This is a genomic window from Asanoa sp. NPDC049475, from assembly GCF_040676915.1.
Taxonomy (GTDB): Bacteria; Actinomycetota; Actinomycetes; order Mycobacteriales; family Micromonosporaceae; genus Asanoa.
The window spans coordinates 75,922-94,878 of record NZ_JBFAPY010000013.1 but is presented as its reverse complement, the minus strand read 5'-3'; the positions used below and the strand labels follow the sequence as shown (position 1 = coordinate 94,878).

The 18,957-nt window shown below is 66.2% G+C and carries 22 protein-coding genes and 1 pseudogene; 15 read left to right on the top strand and 8 right to left on the bottom strand.

The window, feature by feature from the left end; translation table 11 throughout:
- Positions 1-40 precede the first annotated feature (40 nt).
- The 3 genes from AB0J88_RS37755 to AB0J88_RS37745 all read left to right on the top strand — a co-directional run bounded on the left by AB0J88_RS37755 (position 41) and on the right by AB0J88_RS37745 (position 2,796).
- Complete coding sequence (locus AB0J88_RS37755; RefSeq protein WP_364360458.1) at positions 41-763, top strand: response regulator transcription factor; 723 nt, start codon at positions 41-43, stop codon at positions 761-763.
- 722 nt (positions 764-1,485) lie between these two features.
- Entirely contained in the window at positions 1,486-1,986 is a 501-nt protein-coding gene (locus AB0J88_RS37750; RefSeq protein ID WP_364360456.1) for a hypothetical protein, read from the top strand.
- Positions 1,987-2,031: 45 nt separating this feature from the next.
- A complete protein-coding gene (locus AB0J88_RS37745) occupies positions 2,032-2,796 on the top strand; it encodes a hypothetical protein (RefSeq protein ID WP_364360454.1) in 765 nt (254 codons plus the stop codon).
- 479 nt (positions 2,797-3,275) lie between these two features.
- On the opposite strand, the gene AB0J88_RS37740 is transcribed toward AB0J88_RS37745, so the two are convergent.
- Positions 3,276-4,862: a SulP family inorganic anion transporter gene (locus AB0J88_RS37740; protein ID WP_364360452.1), complete on the bottom strand. Its 1,587-nt coding sequence runs from the start codon at positions 4,860-4,862 to the stop codon at positions 3,276-3,278.
- Between the two features lie 71 nt (positions 4,863-4,933).
- A complete protein-coding gene (locus tag AB0J88_RS37735) occupies positions 4,934-5,284 on the bottom strand; it encodes a metalloregulator ArsR/SmtB family transcription factor (RefSeq protein ID WP_364360450.1) in 351 nt (116 codons plus the stop codon).
- Positions 5,285-5,639: 355 nt separating this feature from the next.
- Here AB0J88_RS37735 and AB0J88_RS37730 point away from each other — a divergent pair, with 355 nt between their 5' ends.
- The 3 genes from AB0J88_RS37730 (at position 5,640) to AB0J88_RS37720 (ending at position 6,899) form a co-directional block, all read left to right on the top strand.
- A complete protein-coding gene (locus AB0J88_RS37730) occupies positions 5,640-5,951 on the top strand; it encodes a HEAT repeat domain-containing protein (protein WP_364360448.1) in 312 nt (103 codons plus the stop codon).
- Between the two features lie 508 nt (positions 5,952-6,459).
- Positions 6,460-6,657, top strand: coding sequence for a hypothetical protein (locus AB0J88_RS37725; protein WP_364360529.1), 198 nt, complete (start codon positions 6,460-6,462; stop codon positions 6,655-6,657).
- On the top strand, positions 6,654-6,899 hold the full coding sequence (locus AB0J88_RS37720) for a GIY-YIG nuclease family protein (RefSeq protein WP_364360525.1): 246 nt from the start codon (positions 6,654-6,656) through the stop codon (positions 6,897-6,899). The genes AB0J88_RS37725 and AB0J88_RS37720 overlap by 4 nt, the downstream gene beginning before the upstream one ends.
- Positions 6,900-7,313: 414 nt before the next feature.
- On the opposite strand, the gene AB0J88_RS37715 is transcribed toward AB0J88_RS37720, so the two are convergent.
- Both AB0J88_RS37715 and AB0J88_RS37710 read right to left on the bottom strand, forming a co-directional pair.
- Positions 7,314-7,457 (bottom strand): hypothetical protein, encoded by a 144-nt coding sequence (locus AB0J88_RS37715; protein WP_364360446.1) that lies wholly within the window; start codon positions 7,455-7,457, stop codon positions 7,314-7,316.
- A 68-nt stretch (positions 7,458-7,525) separates the two neighbouring features.
- Positions 7,526-7,696 (bottom strand): hypothetical protein, encoded by a 171-nt coding sequence (locus AB0J88_RS37710; protein WP_364360444.1) that lies wholly within the window; start codon positions 7,694-7,696, stop codon positions 7,526-7,528.
- A gap of 271 nt (positions 7,697-7,967) precedes the next feature.
- On the opposite strand from AB0J88_RS37710, the gene AB0J88_RS37705 reads away from it, so the two are divergent.
- The 5 genes from AB0J88_RS37705 to AB0J88_RS37685 all read left to right on the top strand — a co-directional run bounded on the left by AB0J88_RS37705 (position 7,968) and on the right by AB0J88_RS37685 (position 12,768).
- A complete protein-coding gene (locus AB0J88_RS37705) occupies positions 7,968-9,035 on the top strand; it encodes an inositol-3-phosphate synthase (RefSeq protein WP_364360442.1) in 1,068 nt (355 codons plus the stop codon).
- Complete coding sequence (locus tag AB0J88_RS37700) at positions 9,032-10,222, top strand: methionine adenosyltransferase (protein WP_364360440.1); 1,191 nt, start codon at positions 9,032-9,034, stop codon at positions 10,220-10,222. The genes AB0J88_RS37705 and AB0J88_RS37700 overlap by 4 nt, the downstream gene beginning before the upstream one ends.
- 5 nt (positions 10,223-10,227) lie before the next feature.
- The gene (locus AB0J88_RS37695) at positions 10,228-10,926 is read left to right on the top strand and encodes a hypothetical protein (protein WP_364360438.1); all 699 of its coding nucleotides are present in this window, start codon (positions 10,228-10,230) and stop codon (positions 10,924-10,926) included.
- Between the two features lie 77 nt (positions 10,927-11,003).
- On the top strand, positions 11,004-11,843 hold the full coding sequence (locus AB0J88_RS37690) for a transketolase (RefSeq protein WP_364360437.1): 840 nt from the start codon (positions 11,004-11,006) through the stop codon (positions 11,841-11,843).
- A gap of 46 nt (positions 11,844-11,889) precedes the next feature.
- Positions 11,890-12,768: a transketolase C-terminal domain-containing protein gene (locus tag AB0J88_RS37685; RefSeq protein ID WP_364360435.1), complete on the top strand. Its 879-nt coding sequence runs from the start codon at positions 11,890-11,892 to the stop codon at positions 12,766-12,768.
- 12 nt (positions 12,769-12,780) lie between these two features.
- Here the strand turns inward: AB0J88_RS37685 and AB0J88_RS37680 are convergent, their stop codons facing one another.
- Positions 12,781-13,524, bottom strand: coding sequence for an SDR family oxidoreductase (locus AB0J88_RS37680; RefSeq protein WP_364360433.1), 744 nt, complete (start codon positions 13,522-13,524; stop codon positions 12,781-12,783).
- A gap of 96 nt (positions 13,525-13,620) precedes the next feature.
- Between AB0J88_RS37680 and AB0J88_RS37675 the strand changes: the two genes are divergently transcribed.
- The 4 genes and pseudogenes from AB0J88_RS37675 to AB0J88_RS37660 all read left to right on the top strand — a co-directional run bounded on the left by AB0J88_RS37675 (position 13,621) and on the right by AB0J88_RS37660 (position 15,870).
- Positions 13,621-14,109 (top strand): NUDIX domain-containing protein, encoded by a 489-nt coding sequence (locus tag AB0J88_RS37675; RefSeq protein WP_364360431.1) that lies wholly within the window; start codon positions 13,621-13,623, stop codon positions 14,107-14,109.
- A gap of 16 nt (positions 14,110-14,125) precedes the next feature.
- Positions 14,126-14,902, top strand: a complete 777-nt coding sequence (locus AB0J88_RS37670; protein ID WP_364360429.1) for a TIM barrel protein — start codon at positions 14,126-14,128, stop codon at positions 14,900-14,902.
- A pseudogene (locus AB0J88_RS37665) lies at positions 14,899-15,141 on the top strand (alcohol dehydrogenase catalytic domain-containing protein); the annotation flags it as partial. The gene AB0J88_RS37670 and the pseudogene AB0J88_RS37665, both read left to right, overlap by 4 nt.
- Positions 15,142-15,870 carry a zinc-binding dehydrogenase gene (locus AB0J88_RS37660; protein WP_364360524.1) on the top strand — a complete coding sequence of 243 codons (729 nt, stop codon included), beginning with the start codon at positions 15,142-15,144 and terminating at the stop codon, positions 15,868-15,870.
- On the opposite strand, the gene AB0J88_RS37655 is transcribed toward AB0J88_RS37660, so the two are convergent.
- From AB0J88_RS37655 to AB0J88_RS37645, 3 genes are read right to left on the bottom strand one after another with little or no spacing between them, the layout of a single operon-like run.
- Positions 15,787-16,746 (bottom strand): TIGR03560 family F420-dependent LLM class oxidoreductase, encoded by a 960-nt coding sequence (locus tag AB0J88_RS37655; RefSeq protein WP_364360427.1) that lies wholly within the window; start codon positions 16,744-16,746, stop codon positions 15,787-15,789. The two genes, AB0J88_RS37660 and AB0J88_RS37655, sit on opposite strands and share 84 nt — an antisense overlap.
- A 44-nt stretch (positions 16,747-16,790) precedes the next feature.
- On the bottom strand, positions 16,791-17,561 hold the full coding sequence (locus tag AB0J88_RS37650) for a hypothetical protein (protein ID WP_364360425.1): 771 nt from the start codon (positions 17,559-17,561) through the stop codon (positions 16,791-16,793).
- 47 nt (positions 17,562-17,608) lie between these two features.
- Entirely contained in the window at positions 17,609-18,955 is a 1,347-nt protein-coding gene (locus AB0J88_RS37645; RefSeq protein WP_364360423.1) for a hypothetical protein, read from the bottom strand.
- Between the last annotated feature and the right edge of the window lie 2 nt (positions 18,956-18,957).

The window sequence follows — 18,957 nt, the reverse complement described above, 5'->3', positions numbered from 1 at the left end:
TCGATCTTCCGTCCGGCACGTAGTGCGGGCCGGCCTGCACATGACTCTCCAGCTTCAACCCGACAAAGGCGCCCTGGAGGAAGACGTGCCATCTGCATCGGACAGAACCCGGCGGCTAATTGACCTTTGCGTTTCGGCAGCGGGGCGATCCACGGTGGATCGGCTTCTCGTTGCACATGCGCGTGAGTCCCGTGTCTGCGAGCCGCTGGAGTCGTCGTGGCCCAGGCTCTGTGGCATTGTCGCGCTCATCGACTTGACCACGCACGGCCGGTCAACCGCTGAGAGCACACATCGCCGGAGCCGCCCGGCGATCGTTGCAGTCTTAGATGGACCCGATGATGAAAGCCTACTTTCGGCGTTATCCCACGGAGCACGAGGCTTAGTGCTGGCAAACGATCCCGCTGAGGACCTGGGGAGTGCTATCAGCTTGGTCACCGCCGGCGGTGCCTGGATCTCAAGCGGAGTCGCACCGCTGCTCGTTGCCCGGATCCACACCATGCTCGCCGTCCACCGTTCATTTTCAGGAACCGCGGCGACCCGCGAGGCGGCCAGACTGACGCGAGGAGAGACCGCCACATTACGCCTTGTCGTGCGCGGCTTGAGCAACGCCGAGATCGCAGTGGCACACCGAGTCAGCGAGTCTGCAGTCAAGTTCCATGTCTCCAACCTCCTACGCAAATTCGGATGTCGGCGCCGGTCTCAGCTGGCCGCCGCCCTCGTCGGGGGTCAGTACGACGACCTCTCCGGCGGGTGGGTTGGATAATCTCCTCTGGACTTGACACCCGGCGAGGGCTGGCCCTGCTTGAGATTGCGGATCCGACCTCGCGGACGGTCGTGCTCCGCCTCGATCGCCCTCAGGTCCCGAGCGGCGATGCCATCGTCCAAGTCCAGTAGGGCCTCGTACCTTCAACGGTCTCACCAGGCTGCCACCCAGACTACGCCCAATGTGGGGCCGGCCGACCTTTGAAGATCAGCCGCAGTTGCCGTTGCGCCACAGGGAGCAGCACGCCCACAGACCGACCCACAGACCGTGCGTCGGCGCGAGCGCTGGCCGGCCCGGCCGCGGTCGCAGGTTGCTCCCCATCCGTCGACCGCCAGACCTGAGCTGTCGAGTTCGTACAGATGATATGGACCCGCGCACGCCGCCGACTCCATCCAGACGCAGGGCAGTGGCCGTCCTGGCGTTGAAATCCATCACAAGCACCGACCGGTGCAGCGAGGCACGCTGTGCGGTTCGCACCGGCATTGCCCTCGATCCACCCAGATCCACGCGATGGTGATCAACGCAACGCAGCCAAGAGCGGCGGTGGATCGATGTCCCTCCACAAGAGACGAGTAGCGTTGCCGACCCACGGCGTCTCAGCGCCTTTGCTCCGACAGAATCGTGGCCAACGCCTTGAGCGAAACCCTAGTCATTGGACTAGGGCATGGAGTACGACGCGTTGCGACCATTGGTGCCACTCCCTTTACCCATGAAGGAGGATCATGAACCATCGATCAATCCGGTATGTAGGCGCCGCGCTGGGAGCGCTCGTGCTGGTGCTCTCGGGACTGACCTCATCGGCCTCGGCCAACCCATCGACGCCACCCACCGAGGATGGCAAGCGAGTGATCCTCAGGGTCACGGCCCAGCCGCCGGCAAATGCCAGGGCCGCCGCCATCACCTGCGAGCTGGCGGCTCACAACCCGCACAAGTCGACACATGTCAGTGGAACGATCAACGTCACTGCGACGTGGACGTGCTCCGCCCCCGTCACGCGGCTGACGGTGACTGCCCGGCTTTGGCGCAACGTATCGACACTCGTCAATCAGGGATACAACGAAACCACGGGCAATCGCCGCGCCCAAGCCAATGCCGCTGGGGGCTGCACGACCGGTTTGTACGACGGCACCACAGCCGGGACCGTCTATTACCCGCCGGGCTACACGCCTGCGACCATGACCGGCTATGACCAAGGTCCGGCTGTAAACATCAGCTGCCCATGACGCCGACACAGTTCGTCGCCTAGGGCGCCACGATAGGCTCCTGCGATGAGCGCCGCTGCCGAACTCGAACGGAGGGTCGCCCAGCTCGACGCCGAGCTGGGCGACACCAGTGCAGAGGAGGCTTTCTCCTGGGTCGTTGGTCTAGCTGTCGACGAAATCAACGGATCGCTGACACCCGAGGCGGCGGACGCCATAGTCCGCCGCAGCAGCGTGCTCGCCACGCTTCGGAGGGTCGATCCGACACTAGTCGACGGTCCTGTGCGAACGGACAGTCAACTATGGATAGCCGCGGCCAAGCCGCCCCACCTGCCCATCCGATTTCAGGAGCCGAGCCGGGACCATCTGGTCGAACCACGGGACGCAGGTGCGCTTATCACGACTAAGCCGTTTGAGGTCGGTCTCTATACCTCAACAGCCACGGAAGGGCCTCAGACCCCGAGCGGGATGTGGCTTACGTACCTGCGGGATCATGGCGGCTCAAGCGGTGGCTCGTTTCCTTATCCCTGGCACGTGTGGTCGATCGTACCGAAACAGCCGGTCACGGTCTTCGAGGTAACGAATGCGGTGACGTGGGTCGATCTAGTTAGGACTTTCCCGTCAATACACGGAGGTCTGCTGTATCCCGACTGGGTTGCAATTGCCCAAGATTGGGACGCCGTGCACATGACCGCCGCTGCTGTCGCGGCTACGCACGGTCTGCGCATGTGCACCAACGCTGGGACAGTGGCAGCGCCATTTTGGGGTGTCGAGTCAACTCTCTGGCTTAGATGGTGCTTCCAACAGCCGCGGCTCATAAGCACGATCACTTGAGACCCTGACGCGGCGCCGTACGCAGCAGCCCCCTCCGACCTGCCCCGCGCTGGCGGACCCGGAGGTCAGGCGGACTTGCCTGTGCCCAAGGGCAGACTCGGACACACGCGGCCGGAGCCCATGCGAACGTCCCCACCGGCTCCGCGTGCCGCGGCCCGGCCACGACTTCGAGTCCGAGCCCGCCCGACGCCGGAGCCGAGCAAGGGCGAGGGCAGGGGCAAGGGCAACGAGACCACACGCCGCGCCGCACACGACGCGGTCATGATCGTGTGCAGAGCACCAGGGATCCGCACCGGCCACCCGTTGATTCAGTGCATCGCGTCCGGGAAACCCACGGTGTGTCTCAGATCTTCCGCACACGGTTGATCGAGGAACGCTTTCCTCCACCGGATCAGGCACACCCGATCAAGCGAGCCGGACATCATCGCACGCATTTAGCGCACGATCGAGCCAACGCCCGTGACGGGCAACCCCGCTGGTCAGGCCGCCGCGTGCCCAAAGTGGGCGGAGCGGTTCTGGTGGGCGGCGGCAAGTGCCTCCGCAGCGTCGTCATAGACGTGGCCGGCGAGTTGGTTGAGGACGCCGAGCGCGTCGAGGGGTCGGCGGTGGGCCGCGTGCAGACCGGACAGATACACGGTCACGCCGCGGCGGTGGAGCCCGGCGATCGCGTCGCGCAGGATCTGCGCTCCGGAGGCGTCGATCGTGCTGACCCGCGACATGCGGATCAGCACGCTGCCGGCCTCGTCGACGGCGGCGAGTTGTAGTTCCAGGTTGTGCGCGCCCGCCCAGAAGAGCGGCCCGACCGGTCGGAGCACCACCGGTTCCCCGGCGGCGCCGGCCTCGGCTATGCGTTCCACGTGCACCGCCTTGATGACCTTCCTCAGCGTCAGGATCACCGCGGCGCCGAGGCCGACGAGCACGGCGGTGACGAGGTCGAAGGCGAGTGTCGCCGAGGCGGTCAGAACGAGCACGACAGCGTCCGACCTGCTAGCGCGGGCCATCCGCGTCAGCACGGCGAGGTGCACCATGCGGATCGCGGTGGCGAACAGGACGCCGGCGAGTGCGGCGATCGGGATGAGCGCGACCAGCGGCGCGATCGCCAGGACGATGGCCGCGAGGATCACCGCGTGACTGAGTGCGGCCAGGCGGGTGGTTGCGCCGGCCTTGACCGAGACGGCGGTACGGGCGATGGCCGCCGTCGCCGGTATCCCGCCGAACAGGGGCACCACCAGGTTTGCGATGCCCTGGCCGAACAGTTCCTTGTCGGGGTCGTGTCGCTCGACCGTGCCGGATTTCCCGGCTGCGCGCATGGAATCGGCGACGCTGGCGCACAGCAGCGACTCCAGCGCGGCTAGCGCCGCCACGGCGATGGCGGCTGTCGCCAGGTGGCGGATTGCGCCGAGGTTGAGGAAGGCCAGCGTGGGCGCCGGCAATCCCGCCGGCAGCGCGCCGATCCGGTCGACCGGCAGGGCCAGCAGCGACGCGAGCAGGGTCGAGCCCGCAACGGCGAGCAGTGAGAAGGGGATTCGCGGGCGCCAGGCGAGCCCGACCAGCACCATCGCCGTGACGCTGCCGGCCACCAGGAGCTCTGCCCAATGTGGAGTCGACGCGAACTGCCGTGCCGCGTTGATCGCGGTCGGCACGACCCGCTCCCCGTGTGCGGTGATTCCGAGTGCGCCTGGCACTTGCTGGATGAAGATCACCGCTGCGATGCCGACGGTGAAGCCCTCGACCACAGGCACCGGCACCAGCCGTGCGAACCGTCCGGCGCGAGCGAGGGCAAGCATTACGAGCAGGATTCCGGCCAGCAGCCCGACGGTGAGGACGCCTGAGGTTCCGTACCGGGCGACGATCGGCACCAGCACGACGGTCATCGCCCCGGTCGGCCCGCTGACTTGAAGGTTCGAGCCGCCGAACACGGCCGCAGCCGCGCCAGCCACCACCGCGGTCACCAGCCCGGCGGAGGCGCCGAGCCCCGACGCCACGCCGAACCCGAGCGCCAGGGGCAGGGCGACGACGGCGACGGTGAGGCCGGCGGTCAGGTTGACTCTCTTGTCGCGTCGCATCACGGCCAGATCTGTCCAACGTGGAAGGACGGCCGAGGCGGCGGTACGGGCGCGGAGCAGCGGTGTCGCCATCATGCAGCGACGTGTCCGTCATCGCTCGGCCCGCGCAGCGCGTCGAGCAGTGCCGACTGCCCATCGATCATCTCGGTCAGGATGCGGCGGGCCGCCCGCATCAGGTCGGCCACATCGGGCCCGGTGAGGGCGTAGAGGACCGTCCCCGCGTCGCGGGACGACACGACGATGCCCGCCCGGCGGAGCACGGCGAGCTGGTGCGACAGGTTCGACGGTTCCACCGCGACCTCGTCGAGCAGCTCTCGGACCGGACGCGGCCCGTCGCCGAGAAGCTCGAGGACGCGGATTCGAACCGGATGCCCGAGCATCCGGAAGAACTCGGCTTTCCGTTCATAGAGGGGCGGCTGCATGTGTGCAATTGAAGAAGTCGACAACTACGCAATCAGCCGCGGGGGTGGGTGGTATGCCGCAGGTCACACGCGCCCGGGCGGCCGCGGGTGCGCCGGCGTTCGTGATCGTCGAGCCGTCGCCGCGCTCAGGGCGTCTGCCGCCGCGCCGGCGTCCGCCGAAGTCGCCGCCGTCCGATCGCCGCGACCGGCTGACGCTGCCACCGAAGCCTCCGCCCCACCCGCCGCCGCGATAGCGGGTCCTGTAGCGCGAACCGCTCCCGGCGAGGATGTCTCGCCGAGCATCGCGTCCAGCAGCGCATCCTCGCCCGCGTCGTCCGCGTCTGTAGCCGTCGTCGACGGGAACTCCTGATCTCGGATGCAGCGCGCGAGCGATCGAGCTTCGCCCTGGTCCAGCGCCGGATCCAGGCGCCGAACGCCCCCCGGTCGGCTCTGCACGCGGACCCTGCCGCTGCTAGCCGAACGCGCCACCACCGACTCTCACGAGGACGTGCGACGGGCTGCGGTGGAGGCGATCGCCGCAAGCTGGGCCCACGACGAAGGCACCCTGCCGCTACTACGCGAACGCGCCACCACCGACCAGCACGAGCAGGTGCGACAGGCCGCAGCGCATGCCGTCACGGCGCGCCGGGTCCACGCCGAAGGCGAAGGCTCTGACGCGGCTCCATGACGCGCCAGTTGGGAGCCACCGGCGGCCGTCGACGTCTGCTGCGGCGAAGGCGACTCGTGGGCGGCCGCGGGCCAGCGCGCGCCGAACACGAACGGCAGGCCGCCCGCCTTGAGCGGCGCCGCAGCGAGCTGGCCATCGTGCAGACCGCCCTGGCCACGGCCCGCGGAGCCCGGGAGAATTGCATGCGATGAGCATCCTTGAGGAACCGGAACAGTGGACCGCGGCGCAGGACACCAAGTTGGCGATCGTGTGGCCGGAGGCTGCCGCCCGGGCCGCTGGCACCGACCGTGGTGTCGCGGAGTACCGCGCCGAACTCCCCGGCCACACAGCGTGCTCGGCGCGTTCCGCGAGACCCAGGTACGGCAAGGGCCAGAGCCTCGACAGGGTCGACGCAAACCACGACGACCTCACCACCAGCCCACGAGGAGTTCATGCACGTCCTCAACACCCGCAGCTCCGCCGACGGAACCGGCCCGGTTGGCACGTGCTCCCGTCGGGACGGTGATCGATGACCACCTACGGCGAATACCGGGACCGGAAGCGGCTGACCAACCGATACCGACGAGAAATCCGCAGCTACGGCACCCACGGCGACCCGAAAGAAGCCATGATCGAGGCCGGCCTGACCGTCTTCGGCGACTTCGACGACCCCGGCCTGCTGCACCACTACGCCGGCGTGTACTTCATCGCCAGCGGCCCTTCATAAAGATCGGTGAGGCGGCCGATCCGTACGAGCGGATGCGCCCATTCCACACCGCCAACCCCCACGGCCTGGAGCTGCTGCACGTCATCGCCCGAGACAGCGAGTACGCCCGCCAGCTATTGGAAAAACAGCTCCACCGGCGCTTCGAGAGCCTGCGGCTACCCGACCAGCGCGAATGGTTCCAGAACCACCCCGAGCTGATGGGGTTCATCGACTCCAGCTGCTCCGAGGAGTGCTACCCGTAACCGGCGACCACGGCTCGACCGAGCTGCTGACCGACCGGCTCGGCGGCACCCGGCTCGACGCTGACCGCCCTCGAGCAGGCCCCACAGGAAGCCTTAGCCGCCCCTCCCTAGCCGCTGGCGCCGACCACGCGTCGCGGAGCACCGTGCCTTTCTGCTGGGCACCAAGACAACCGTCGGTTGCGTGACCTAGATGCGGTTCGGGGCGCGTTTCGCGGGTTCAAGGTGAGGTTCTGCCACTCACGCATCGTAACCTCGGCCAGATGCGCTTGGATCTCCCCGTCGTCAAACCCTTCGCGGAAAGCGCGATAACCATGTCCTCGACGCCGTTCAACCGCCGCTGTCGGTTGCGGACGATCTGGGCTCGAACGTGTGCCATTACGGTCACACGGCACGCTGATCTCGACCGGTCCGACCTCAGTCAGAACGGTCTTGCCTCGGGACACCGTTGCGGGAGTCCTGGCCGTTGTTCCCGGCCGGTTCGCCCTTGTCAAAGCCGAGGTGATCGGTGATCTCGCCATCCAGCGCCGCCTCGAGCACGCGTTTGTTCAGCTGCTGCAACGGCCCGGCCTTCGTCGCTCAGCTGCAGACCCGCCGAGCGAGCCTGCTCGACCACCTGACCCACGAGCTCAGCGTCCACGGGGTCGGCCGGATTGTTGTCCGGCAGCGCAGCAATGGTTGTCCAGCCCGGTGCGGTAGCGGATGGCGATGGCCGGTGATACCCAGGGAGTGATGGTGGAATTGTCGACCACGCCTCCGCTGCCGAGGTAGTCGGTCGTCTCGAGCGTCTGGCTGGCCACCCGGCTTCCACCCGAAGCGTTACCGGGCACGGAACAAACGCGAGTTCATGGACCTGGCCACCATCGACATTGCCGCCATCAAGACCTGGGCTCCGCGCCGCACCCGCACAACCTGATCCACAAGACACTGCCTACGGCGGCATATGCAGTTTTGCGATGAAGGGAGCGATCGACACGACGTAGCCCTAAGAAGATCGACACCGGGTTGAAGGTTTTCTGAACAGTCTGCAATTGGTATCGTCGACTCCCGCCATTCGTGTGAAGGGGACCGATGATCCGGACAGCGTTGGTAGGCGTGGGCAGTTGTGCGTCCAGCCTGGTACAGGCGGTCCATCTCAGTCGGGAGCATTCGGATGCCAGCGGCGTAGCGCATCCGCTGTTCGGCGGCTATCGGATCGGTGAAATCGAAATCGTGGCGGCCTTCGACGTCGACCGTCGCAAGGTCGGCAAGGATTTGGCACACGCGATCTTCGCCGAACCGAACTGTGCGACACGATTCAGCGACGTCCCCTTCGCCGGCGTCACGGTTGCACCCGGGCCGCTCGCCGACGGGGTGAGCCCGGGGCTTGGTGCGCTCGTCCAGCCGGGCCCCGCGGACGAGGCGACCCCAGCCGACGTTGCGGCCGAGTTGAAGCGGTCCGCAGCGGAGGTTCTGGTCGTATACCTCCCGGTCGGTGCGACCCAAGCATCGCGCTTGTATGCGGTCGCCGCGCTGGAATCCGGGTGCGCACTCATAAACTGCACGCCCGCTCCGCTGGCAACCGATCCCCACTGGGCGCACGAGTTCGCGGACCGCGGCTTGCCGCTGCTCGGCGATGACATCAAGAGCCAGTTTGGGTCGACTGCGCTGCACCGCGCATTGGTGAGCCTGATTACACGGCGCGGCGGAAGCATCGACAGCTCGTATCAGCTCAACGCGGGTGGCAACGCCGATTTTGCCAACATGCTCCAGCCCGATATTGCCTCGCACAAGCGCCACACGAAGCACGCCGCGTTGGATGAGTTCGGGCTCGGAGCCGACGCGCTCAGCGTCGGTCCCAGCGGCTACATTGCACATCTCGGCGACCGCAAGGTGGGCTACATCAACATCGTCGGCCGGGGTCTCATGGGCGCACCGTTTTCAATCGAGGTGAAATTGGAGGTGGAGGACAGCCCAAACTCCGCCGGGGTTGTTGTCGACGCCGTGCGTGCCGCACGCGTCGCCCTTGACCGCGGTGTCGCCGGTCCGATCGACGAAGCCTCGGCCGCGTTATTCAAGAACCCGTCGAGCCACCTCCCCGACGACGCGGCCTTCGCCGCCCTCGACCGCTGGGCCGCCTCGAACGGAATCGCTCCGTGAGGCTCGTGGTCCTGCCGCTGCGGGCGGCCGCCGGAGATGCGGCATCTGTGGAGGTCGTCGAGCGGAAGGGAATCGGCCATCCGGACACACTCTGCGACGCCATCGCCGAACGCGCCTCGCAGCTGTACGCACTGCACTGCCTGGACGTGCACGGGCGGGTGGCGCATCACTGGTTCGACAAGGTGATGCTCGTCGGTGGCGAGGCAGTTACCGGTTACGGCAACGGCATCCTCGTGCGCCCGTACGAACTCGTGTTCGCTGGGAAGGCCGCTTTCGCGGTCGGCGGCGACGCCATCCCTGTCGAGGATCTGCTGGTGCGAGCGGCCCGGGACGTGCTGGGTGCCGTCCTCAGGCAGTTCGACGTTGAACGCGATATACGCATCCATAACATGCTCGTCGACCATCGCGGTTCTGGGCGCAGTGACGGGCGGTACCGGCCTCGCACGCGCGCCGACCTGCTGGAACTGGATGATCCGGCGCGCGTCTCGAACGACTGCAACGTACTGACGGCGTTCGCGCCGTTCAGCCGGCTCGAGGAGCTAGTGCTCGACATCGAGCAGCAGTTGACCGGAGAGGGCGGCCTCGGCAACGCGCCGGACATCGGGGTGGACGTCAAGATAGTCGGTACACGCGTCGGCCACCACGTCGAGCTCGTTGTAAATGTGCCCTTCATCGCGGCAGAGGTCCCCTCGCAGGTCGTGTACGAGCGTCGCCAGGCGGAGCTCGCCGAGTTCATCTGTGAACGCGCTCGCCACCGCCACGGTCTCGACATCGAGCTCACCCTCAACCCAGGTCCGCAGCCGTATCTCACGGTGACGGGCTCTGTTGCCGACACCGGCGACGTCGGCGTAGTCGGTCGGGGTAACCGCAGCAACGGCCTAATCACCCCGATGCGGCCGATGTCTATCGAGGCGGCCAGCGGCAAGAACCCGCTCGACCACACAGGAAAGATCTACTCCCGGATCGCCGATCAGCTGGCGGCCTCCGTCGCCACAGCCAGCGGAGGGAACGTGGTTGTCACCATCACGACCGCCAAGGGGCGGCCGATCAACGATCCCGACCTCGTAGCCATCGAGTGCGACGAGCCGCTGCCAGAGGACATCGCGGCCGCTGCGGCGGCTTCCTGTCTGGACGGTGTGCACGAGCAGTCGCGCGCATTCATCTTTGGCGACGAGCCGCTATGGTGAGGGTCTTGACCCGCGTACCCCACTGCGCGGTCGAGGGCAACTCCGGATCAGGTAAGACGACGACGGCTCGGGCGCTGGCGTGGGAGTGGGAGCAGCCCGGTTTCGTCAGCGAGTACTTCGAGTACTTCGAGCCGTTAGGGTTGACGATGCCCGAACTGCCGCCGCCTGACGAGGTTGTCGGTCGAGCCCAGTCGATCGTCTGGGCAGTAATCGACCAACGCCGCTACGCAGATCTGAGCGGCGTCCGCAGCGGAACCCACCTTGCTGTCCTGGACACGACCGTGCTGAGCGTGGTGGCATGCGAGATGGCCAAGCGGGAGTTTGGTAGGGCGTCGGCAGCGGCCGAGATCGCGGCCGAGTACCGGCGACTGCTCGACGGCGGGGCCTTCTGGCCGCCGGATTTCTGGGTGCTTCTCGAAACGTCCTATGACGAGCTCGAGCGCCGTATCGTCGCGCGGGGCGGGTCGCGGCCGTTCCTGCGCCAGCCGGAGGTGGTGACCTACCTCCACGCGTTCCGGGCTTCGTTCGCTGAGCGCTACCTTAGCGCCCACGAGTGCATTCGGCTTCCTAGTGACGCAGCGGCGACAAAGGAGGTCGTCGCTGCCGTCACCGCACACGCCCGCAGCCGCGGCTCCGCGGTTACGGGGGACGGGCTGTACCGATTCCTCGACGACTTGGCCTGCGGTGTGAGCACGGTGCCCTGACCGCGGGGTGACCGGCGGCAGGAAGACACCGCGATCCACGTGTGCACCGGTACGAGGTCCGAGTGAGGGAGAAACCAGTGGCCACGACCGCATTGGACGAACGATCCCTGTACCTGCGGAGGCTAGTCGTGCGTGCGCTGGCTGGCGGTGGGCGGGGGCATGTCGGCCCGTCGTTCTCCTTGATCGAGATCCTACGCGTCTTGTACGACGACTTCCTGAACGTTCGGCCGAAGGATCCGGGATGGCCGGACCGCGATCGACTCATCCTCAGTAAAGGCCATGGCTGCCTGGCCCTCTACGCGCTCCTCGCAGACAAGGGCTTCTTTCCCGCGGCGGCGCTCGACGCGTTCTGCCGCGAGGGCGCAATGCTCGGCGGTCATCCCGAGCGCGGCCCGGTTCCGGGGGTAGAGGCGAGTACCGGAGCGCTGGGGCACGGTTTGCCTATCGGCGTGGGCCTAGCGCTGGCACTTCGGCGTCGTGGCCTGCCGGGCCGGGTGGTGGTGGTGACCGGCGACGGCGAACTGAATGAGGGCTCGAACTGGGAGGCCGCTCTCATGGCAGCCAAGCACGAGTTGGGCGAATTATCGGTTTTCGTAGATGCCAACGGTTTTCAATGCTACGGGGAAACCAGCCAGGTACTAAACCTCGAGCCGATGGTCGCCAAGTGGGAGGCGTTCGGGTTCGACACTCACGAGGTGGACGGCCACGACGTCAAGGCGCTGCGGTCGGCCTGCGCCGTTCTGCCATCCGCCGAGGACCGACCCTCGGCGGTCATCTGTCGTACGATCAAAGGCAAGGGCGTGCCGTTCGTGGAGGGCAATCCTCGCTGGCACTATAGGTTCCAATTCGAGCCTTTGGAGTTAGAGGCTATCCTGCACGCCTTAACGCCGAATGCGCTGGCGACCACCGATGCGTGAGCGCAGCCTAATGGCGATTCACCGCCTTGCTTCCGAGGATCCTCGCGTGGTCTTCATCGGCTCGGATTTGGGCGCCGGGGTGCTCGACGCCTTCCGCGATGACCTCCCCGAGCGGTTTTTCATGGAGGGTATAAGCGAGCAGGCGATTATCGGCATGGCGGCGGGACTAGCGATGGAGGGCTACGTTCCGTTCGTCAACACCCTCGCAACCTTCCTGACCCGTCGCTGCTACGAGCAAATCGCAATCGACCTGTGCCTGCAGAAGCTGCCGGTGCGCCTGCTCGGCTACGGCGGTGGGGTGGTGTACGCGCCGCTCGGGCCCACCCATCTTGCGGTCGATGACATTGGCCTGTTGCGGCTGTTGCCGAACATGACGATCTTCGCTCCCTGCGACGCCGAGGAAATCGACCGAGCCATCGCGCTCTCTGCTGATGTCGATGGGCCGATGTACATCCGGCTTGGACAGGGCGACGACGAGATCGTCTCCCGAGAGAGCGATGCATTCGCCTTCGGCAACGCCGTCGCCATGCGTCCTGGTCGAGAGGCGCTACTCGTGACCACCGGCGTCATGACCCAGGTCGCCCTTCACGCAGCCGAGCGCCTCGCGGTGCAGGGCATGGAGGTCGGAGTAATGCACGTGCATACCATCAAACCGCTCGACCGGGCCGCACTCGTGGCCCAGGCGCGGCGGGTCCCATTGGTGTTTACCGTAGAGGAGCACCTTCTGGCGGGCGGCTTTGGCTCGGCCGTTCTTGAGGTCCTCTCCGACGACCTTGGACCGGCGATGCCGGTCGTGGTCCGTGCGGGGCTGACGGACGCATTCCCTGGGGGCTACGGCGATCAGACTGCCGCGTTGCGCCGGGTAGGGCTCGACGAGCAGTCCATCGCCGATCGGGTCCTCGCAGCGGTACGCGCGCTTCGATGACTCCGATGGGACTTAGAAGTCCACGAACTCGTGAGATGCCCCGTCAACGAAGAGGTTCACGCCCGAGACGAACGCAGCAGCCGGGCTGGCGAGGAAGGTGACGACGCGGGCAACGTCGGCCGGGGTGGCCATACGACCCATGATATTGCGGCGGACGGCATCGGCGTACAGGTCGGGATCTTCCTGGCGCATGCGATCCCAGAAGCCGCCGGGGTAAAAGACCTCCCCGGGGGAGACGACGTTCACGCGTATACCCGCCGGCGCCCAATCCCGCGACAGCGAACCCATGTAGCTCACGAGAGCAGCCTTTACCGCTGAGTATGGCTTGTAGGACGGAACCGCCATGCGGCCGGCCATCGACGCGATCGCGACGACTGCTGCTGCAGCGGAGCGCCGCAGGTGGGGCTCGACGAGTTCCAGAAAGCGTACGGCTGCGAGAATGTCTACGTCCACGGACGTCCGCCAATCAAAGGACTGGGCGCTGACGTTGCTCACAACGATATCGAGGCCGCCAAGCGCCTCTGCGCTCGCCTCGACCCAGTCTCCAAGCGCAGCCCCATCGCCAACGTCGACGGAAGTACCGCGGGCCCTGCCGTGGAGCGCGAATTCATCAACCGCTTGGTCGACCTCCGACGCAGTCCGCGCGCAGAAGGCGACAGTTGATCCTTCGGCGAGCAGGTGCTCGACTATGGCACGGCCGATGCCTCGGGTCCCGCCCGTGACGAGAACGCGCAAACCGGACAGGTGGAGATCCACGATCAACCCTTCGCGTCGGGGACATAAGCATCGTCCGCACGACCGACGGCGCGGGGTCACCTGACGGTGCAGTCCTGGTTCAGTATAGTGACGCACATGACTTCCGCGGGCAAGGTCGTCGTGCGTGAGGCCGCCCGGGCGGTGATCCTCGATCCGGACATGCGAATCCTGCTTATCCATTTCGTTGACGAGCGGCGCGGCGCCAGCTGGTGGGCGACGCCGGGGGGCGGGCTACGGCCGGGCGAAACCCGGCAGGTAGCCGTGTTGCGGGAAATCGCCGAGGAGACCGGCCGTGCCGATCTGCCGCTCGGGCCCTGTATCTGGACCCGGCGGGCCAAGTTCGAGTCCGCCGGCAGGCTTGTCGACCAGACCGAGTGGTTCTTCCTGTTACACGGACCGGCATTCGAGGTCCGCACCGACGGGTTGGAGTCGCAAGAAAGGTCGTTCATCCGCGAGTGCCGGTGGTGGAGCCTGGACGAGATCCTCCGGTCGACCGAGGAGTTCGCCCCACGGGATCTCGCCGGCAGGCTGGATGACCTGTTCCAGCAAGGCCCGCCTGAGCGTCCGATCGACGTTGGCCCCTGACGTGGCAGCGTTGTGCGTGGATCCGGCGACCCTTGGCTTCGACCTAAGCCTGGAGGAGTACGCCACCGCAGTTGGAGCAGCCGGATTTTCCGCGGCCGAATGGCCGGTGACGTGGGCGGATCCAGGTCCGCTTGGCGACTACGCGCCAACCCTGGCGGCGTTTGTCGCCGCAAGGGTGACGCCTTTGCAGTTCACGTCGGGGATGGGCGTGCCGGGCAATCTCGCGGTTCGCGCGAAGGAGTTCCGGCGCCGCCTCGTCGACTTCGCAGGACACTGCCGCAGCGGGCACGCGGTGGGCAGTACTCGGGCGGCGGCCTTCTTCGATGACCGGTGTCACGGTGGCGTCGAGCTGTCCGAGCAGGAGATTCTTGGCAGAGCAACAGCTGTGGCGGCGGTAGCCGCCGACCACGGCGTTGCTGTCGTCATCGGCTGGCACGGACGCCGCCTGCTCGAGCTCTGTGGCCGCGTCTACACCTCGTCAGGCGGAGCGTTCGGTCTCATCATGGACACCTACACGCTCGCTCGCTATGGCCTCGGCCCGAAATTTGTCCGTACTCTGCCGGTCGGCGCTGTCGGCTGGGTGCGCCTCGGCGATGCGGTCGTAGCCGAGGGCTTCAACCTGCGGTTGCTGCCTGGTGGCGGCACCGTCGACATCGCGGGCATCGTGCGGGCCTGCCGCAGTAACGGCTACAGCGGGCCGCTTTCGGTGGAGGTCAACGACGCTCCCCCGGGGACTGACGCCCGCGGCAAGGCGCGGCGGGCGTACCTCTGCCTCGAGGGCGTCGACCTGTGAGAGCCGTGCGCCTTCACGGCAGACAGGACCTGCGGCTGGACGACGTGCCGACACCCCGCCCAGGCGAGGGGGAACTGCTCGTCGAGGTCCGCGCCTGCGGTGTGTGTCCTGGCGACGTGCGAGCATGGTCAACCGGGTCGCACGAACGGCTGCCGCTGCCTGCCAACATCGGCCACGAAGCGGCCGGCGTCGTCGTCGATGCCGGCTGGTCGGGCGGACGGACCTACGTCGGACAGCGGGTGTTCGCTGACGGCTACGGAGGCTTCGCCGAGTACAAAACAATCTCTCGCTGGACGCTGGAGCACGCCGACGGGCCCACAATCCTGCCACCCGGCCTGGCCTGGGAAACGGCCGTCTTCGTCGAACCGCTAGCCGACTGCATGTTCGCTGTCGAGAACGCCGCTCGGGCTGTGGAAGGCACCTGGGCGGTGGTCGTCGGCTGTGGACAGATGGGTCTGCAGATCGTGCGGCTGTGCGTTCTTGCGGGGCTGCGGGTAGCGGCATGCGATCCGGAACCTGATCGACGTGAGCTCGCCGCCCGCTTCGGCGCCGTGCTGACCCTGACGGACGCTGCCGATCTACCCGCCGCCGTCCGCGACATGACGAGCAACCGCGGGGCGGACAGCGGATTCCTAGCCTGCCCGGACGCGGCTCCGCTGCCGCACCTCGCCGACAGCCTCGCGGACGGCGGACGATGTGTTCTGTTCTCTGCACACCCCGAAGTTGAGTCGGTCGGCCTGACCGCTCAGACGATCCATCACCGGCGGCTCACACTCGTCGGCTCGCGCTGGATCCGCGATGGCGGCGCTCCGCTCTTCCACCTGTACGCCCGAGCGGCGAACCTGCTGGCGTCCGGTCTCGTCGAGGTGGCCGCTCTCTATCCGTCACACATTCCACCCGAAAGGCTCGGCGCGGCGATGCAGGCGATGCACGAACGATCCGTGCTCAAGGCCGTGGTCATGTTCTGACCGCTGGGCGGACCGAACACAGGCGATCGCAGGCAGCACCCGCTCGGCCACGATCTCTAGGCAATTGGGGTCGTCGTAGTGGCGCACTTCGCAGAGTGCGGCGTCAGCGCCCCGCCGGGCGAGTTCGTGCAACTCCTCGATCGTCTTGTTCACCCTGGCTCCGTTCGGACCCACGTCCATCCGGTAGTAAACGGTCTTGCCGATCTCGTCATAGTCGCGGCCAATCACTGCGCAGTGTTCCCGAAGGCTGTCGAGGGCGCAGGTGATGGTGTCTGGGAAGAGGCAGCAGGCGTCGGCGTACCGGGCCACGAGACGCATCGTCCGCTTGCGGCCGCTGCCTCCGATCAGCAGCGGCGGCGGGACTGGTGCCCGCGGATGATTGATGGTGGCATTCAGCCGGTAGTGCCGCCCGACGAAGGGACCGTCGTCGTCGCTCCACATCTGGCGGAAAATGCGGATGGTCTCCTCGAGACGCTCGAACCGCTCGCGAACGGGCGGGAACGGCACACCCATCGCGAAGTGCTCGAAGGCGAACCAAGCTGCCCCAACGCCGAGGACGGCTCGCCCGCCGGAAAGAACATCTACTGTGGTAAAGACCTTCGCTAGATGACCTGGATGGCGCTGCGTGACCCCAGTGACCAGTGTGCCGAGGGTGATTTCAGAGGTCGCGGCGGCGAGGTAGCCCAGAGTTGCGTACGCTTCTAGCATCGGTTCCGTGGTGTCGGCAACCTCGGGCGGCGGCAGCAGATGGTCGACTGACCACAGCGAGGAGAATCCAGCCTGTTCCGCATTGACGGCGATGCGGCGCAAAATGGTGCCGGCCGCACGCACGTCGCGCGCCCACGACTGCGGCAGGACGACTAGTCCGAGGTCCATGTCAGTCCATCCGACAGCGGTGGGCCGTCAGGTGGCGTCGACGGCTAGCTGGTGAGTAAGGCTTCGTATGCAGCTATTTCACGTCGCAGACTACGGCACAGATCGTCGTAGCGGTAGCGTGATTCTGAGGCGATCGATGACCGGCGGGAGACGAGCCGCTCTGTCGGGTTCAGGCTAATTTCCAGCCGGCTTGACAGCACTGTGAGTGCATCGTCGATCTTCGCCTCTACCCCGACGTAGTCGTAGTCGACCGCGAGATTGAATCGGAAGAAGTCGTCGATAAGGTGAAAGCTGCGGTTACCAACGACGATGTCACGCTCGCCAGCCAGGAACCGGTCGATGAAGCGGTGCAGACCCGCGCTCACGACGCCGTCGAATAATGCCACGCCTTCGCTGACCCGCTCCGCACCGCGGGAGGTCGAATTCACGAACACCAAATAGCTGAAGATATCGTATATGTGGCGGACCGGTTCACTGATGATAGTGAAGACGAAGTCGCCTTCACTTTTCTTGATCAAACCTCCATCAAAGACCCCGTAAAGAAAGTCGATGTCCTCAAGCAATTCCGGTTCGATGAAGTTGATACCGTTGTTCAGGACATTGAAAGGGAATCCTGGATTCGGCACGCTCCGGCGCGGAACCTCGGCGAGCTGGTAGTCGTAGGCAATCACGTTGTTGAGCATTCCCCACCGGTGATCCGAAATGTTGGACGCTCGGATCGGAAAGCGGAAGTGGTACGACCGTCGAAAGACTTGTGTCATCTGATCGACCAGGAGCGGGAAAGTGCGGACCGGCGCCGTGTGGTAGATGATCATTTTAGCTCCCTCCCGTCATATTCGGTGCTGCCAGCGGCGACGAGGCGCTACTGCCGGTGGCGTGCGCCGTCGTCAGGTGGCCAAACCGACGTCAGGTTCTCGAGCGTCGCAGCAATACGCGCCCCGACCGCGTCGCGATCGAGTTCAGATCTCCGGAACGACGCGGCGATCTCCGAAGCAATGCGCTGGAGCAGCCGGTTGCGCGATCGCGACCACTCGTCCCGATGGGGCTGGACCTGCTCCACTCCGAGCAGATCCCGGTCCGAGTGACCGGTCGGCACGAGCGCCGGGTCGGGTCTAGCGAAGGTGTCATCGCTCGGCACGATCAATCCACCCCATGCCATTGGCCGACCGTTCACCAAGCTGACCACTGGTCGATCGAAGGACGCGCGAGCCGAGTACTGGCCGAAGTCGACGATCTGCCGTACTCCAGTCTCGTCGGCCGTCGCCAGTTGGACGTTGATGCAGTCGGCGACGAACGGCAACTGGAGGTCCAAGTACTCAACGAGGCAGCAAATCAATGCATGTGAGTGGTCAATCCGCGCGTCGCGGCTGTACACCCCGAGTGTGCCGTCGTCATCCCGAATCTCGAATCCTCGCCACCTGGATGACGTTATGCCGTAACGCCGCAGGAGCATCTCGGTCCGAACGGTCAGGTAATGGTCCTCCGAGTCCCAGCGCGGCAGGTCGGAGTGTAGGTCGCGCATGTGTGACCGCCGTACGATGAGGGCAGCCGGGAAGGAGTGGTCGCCAAAGGCCCCCTCAAATCCAGCGTCGATAATCCCATAATGCGGTAGTGTCCGCACGGGCGCACCGGCGTGCGCAAGCACAGCCTCGATGAGGAGTTCGACCATGTACTCCTGCAGGGCGTCGGGCAGCGAGAGTAACCCATCCGTGTAGGCGCCCTGCATGGGACGTCGACCTTCCCTCACCCCAACCCCCTTGATGTCGAGTTCACCACCACCCTGAAGCTTTACGGGATCGTGTAGCTCGTCCAAGTGGATGATCGTCGGGAGCACCTCAGCAATGCAGGCGCGTCCGTAGCGCGGAGGCCGGCAGACGGTTCGCGGTGGGCCTTCGGTCACGACGCGCGCATTCACCTCCGACGGCTCGGCCTGCGCACGTGAGATCAGAGCGGCGTTCTCGGTGAACCACTGGTCGACGATCTTCCTGAAGATCGCTGGTGCGTCCGACGCTCCCGCCACCCGTTGCAGCTCGGGGTTAGCCGCCATGAGGGCGTGCGGCCGCAGGAAGGGGAAGTCAGCCAGCAGCCGCTCGTAATGGATCAAGACAACCCGTGCGCCAGCGATCCGTCGCGTCGTTTCAAGTGCCGCGGCGTCGCCGTAACTCGCGATCACGCTCGCCGGACGCGTGCTGAGCTGCTCAACGACCACCG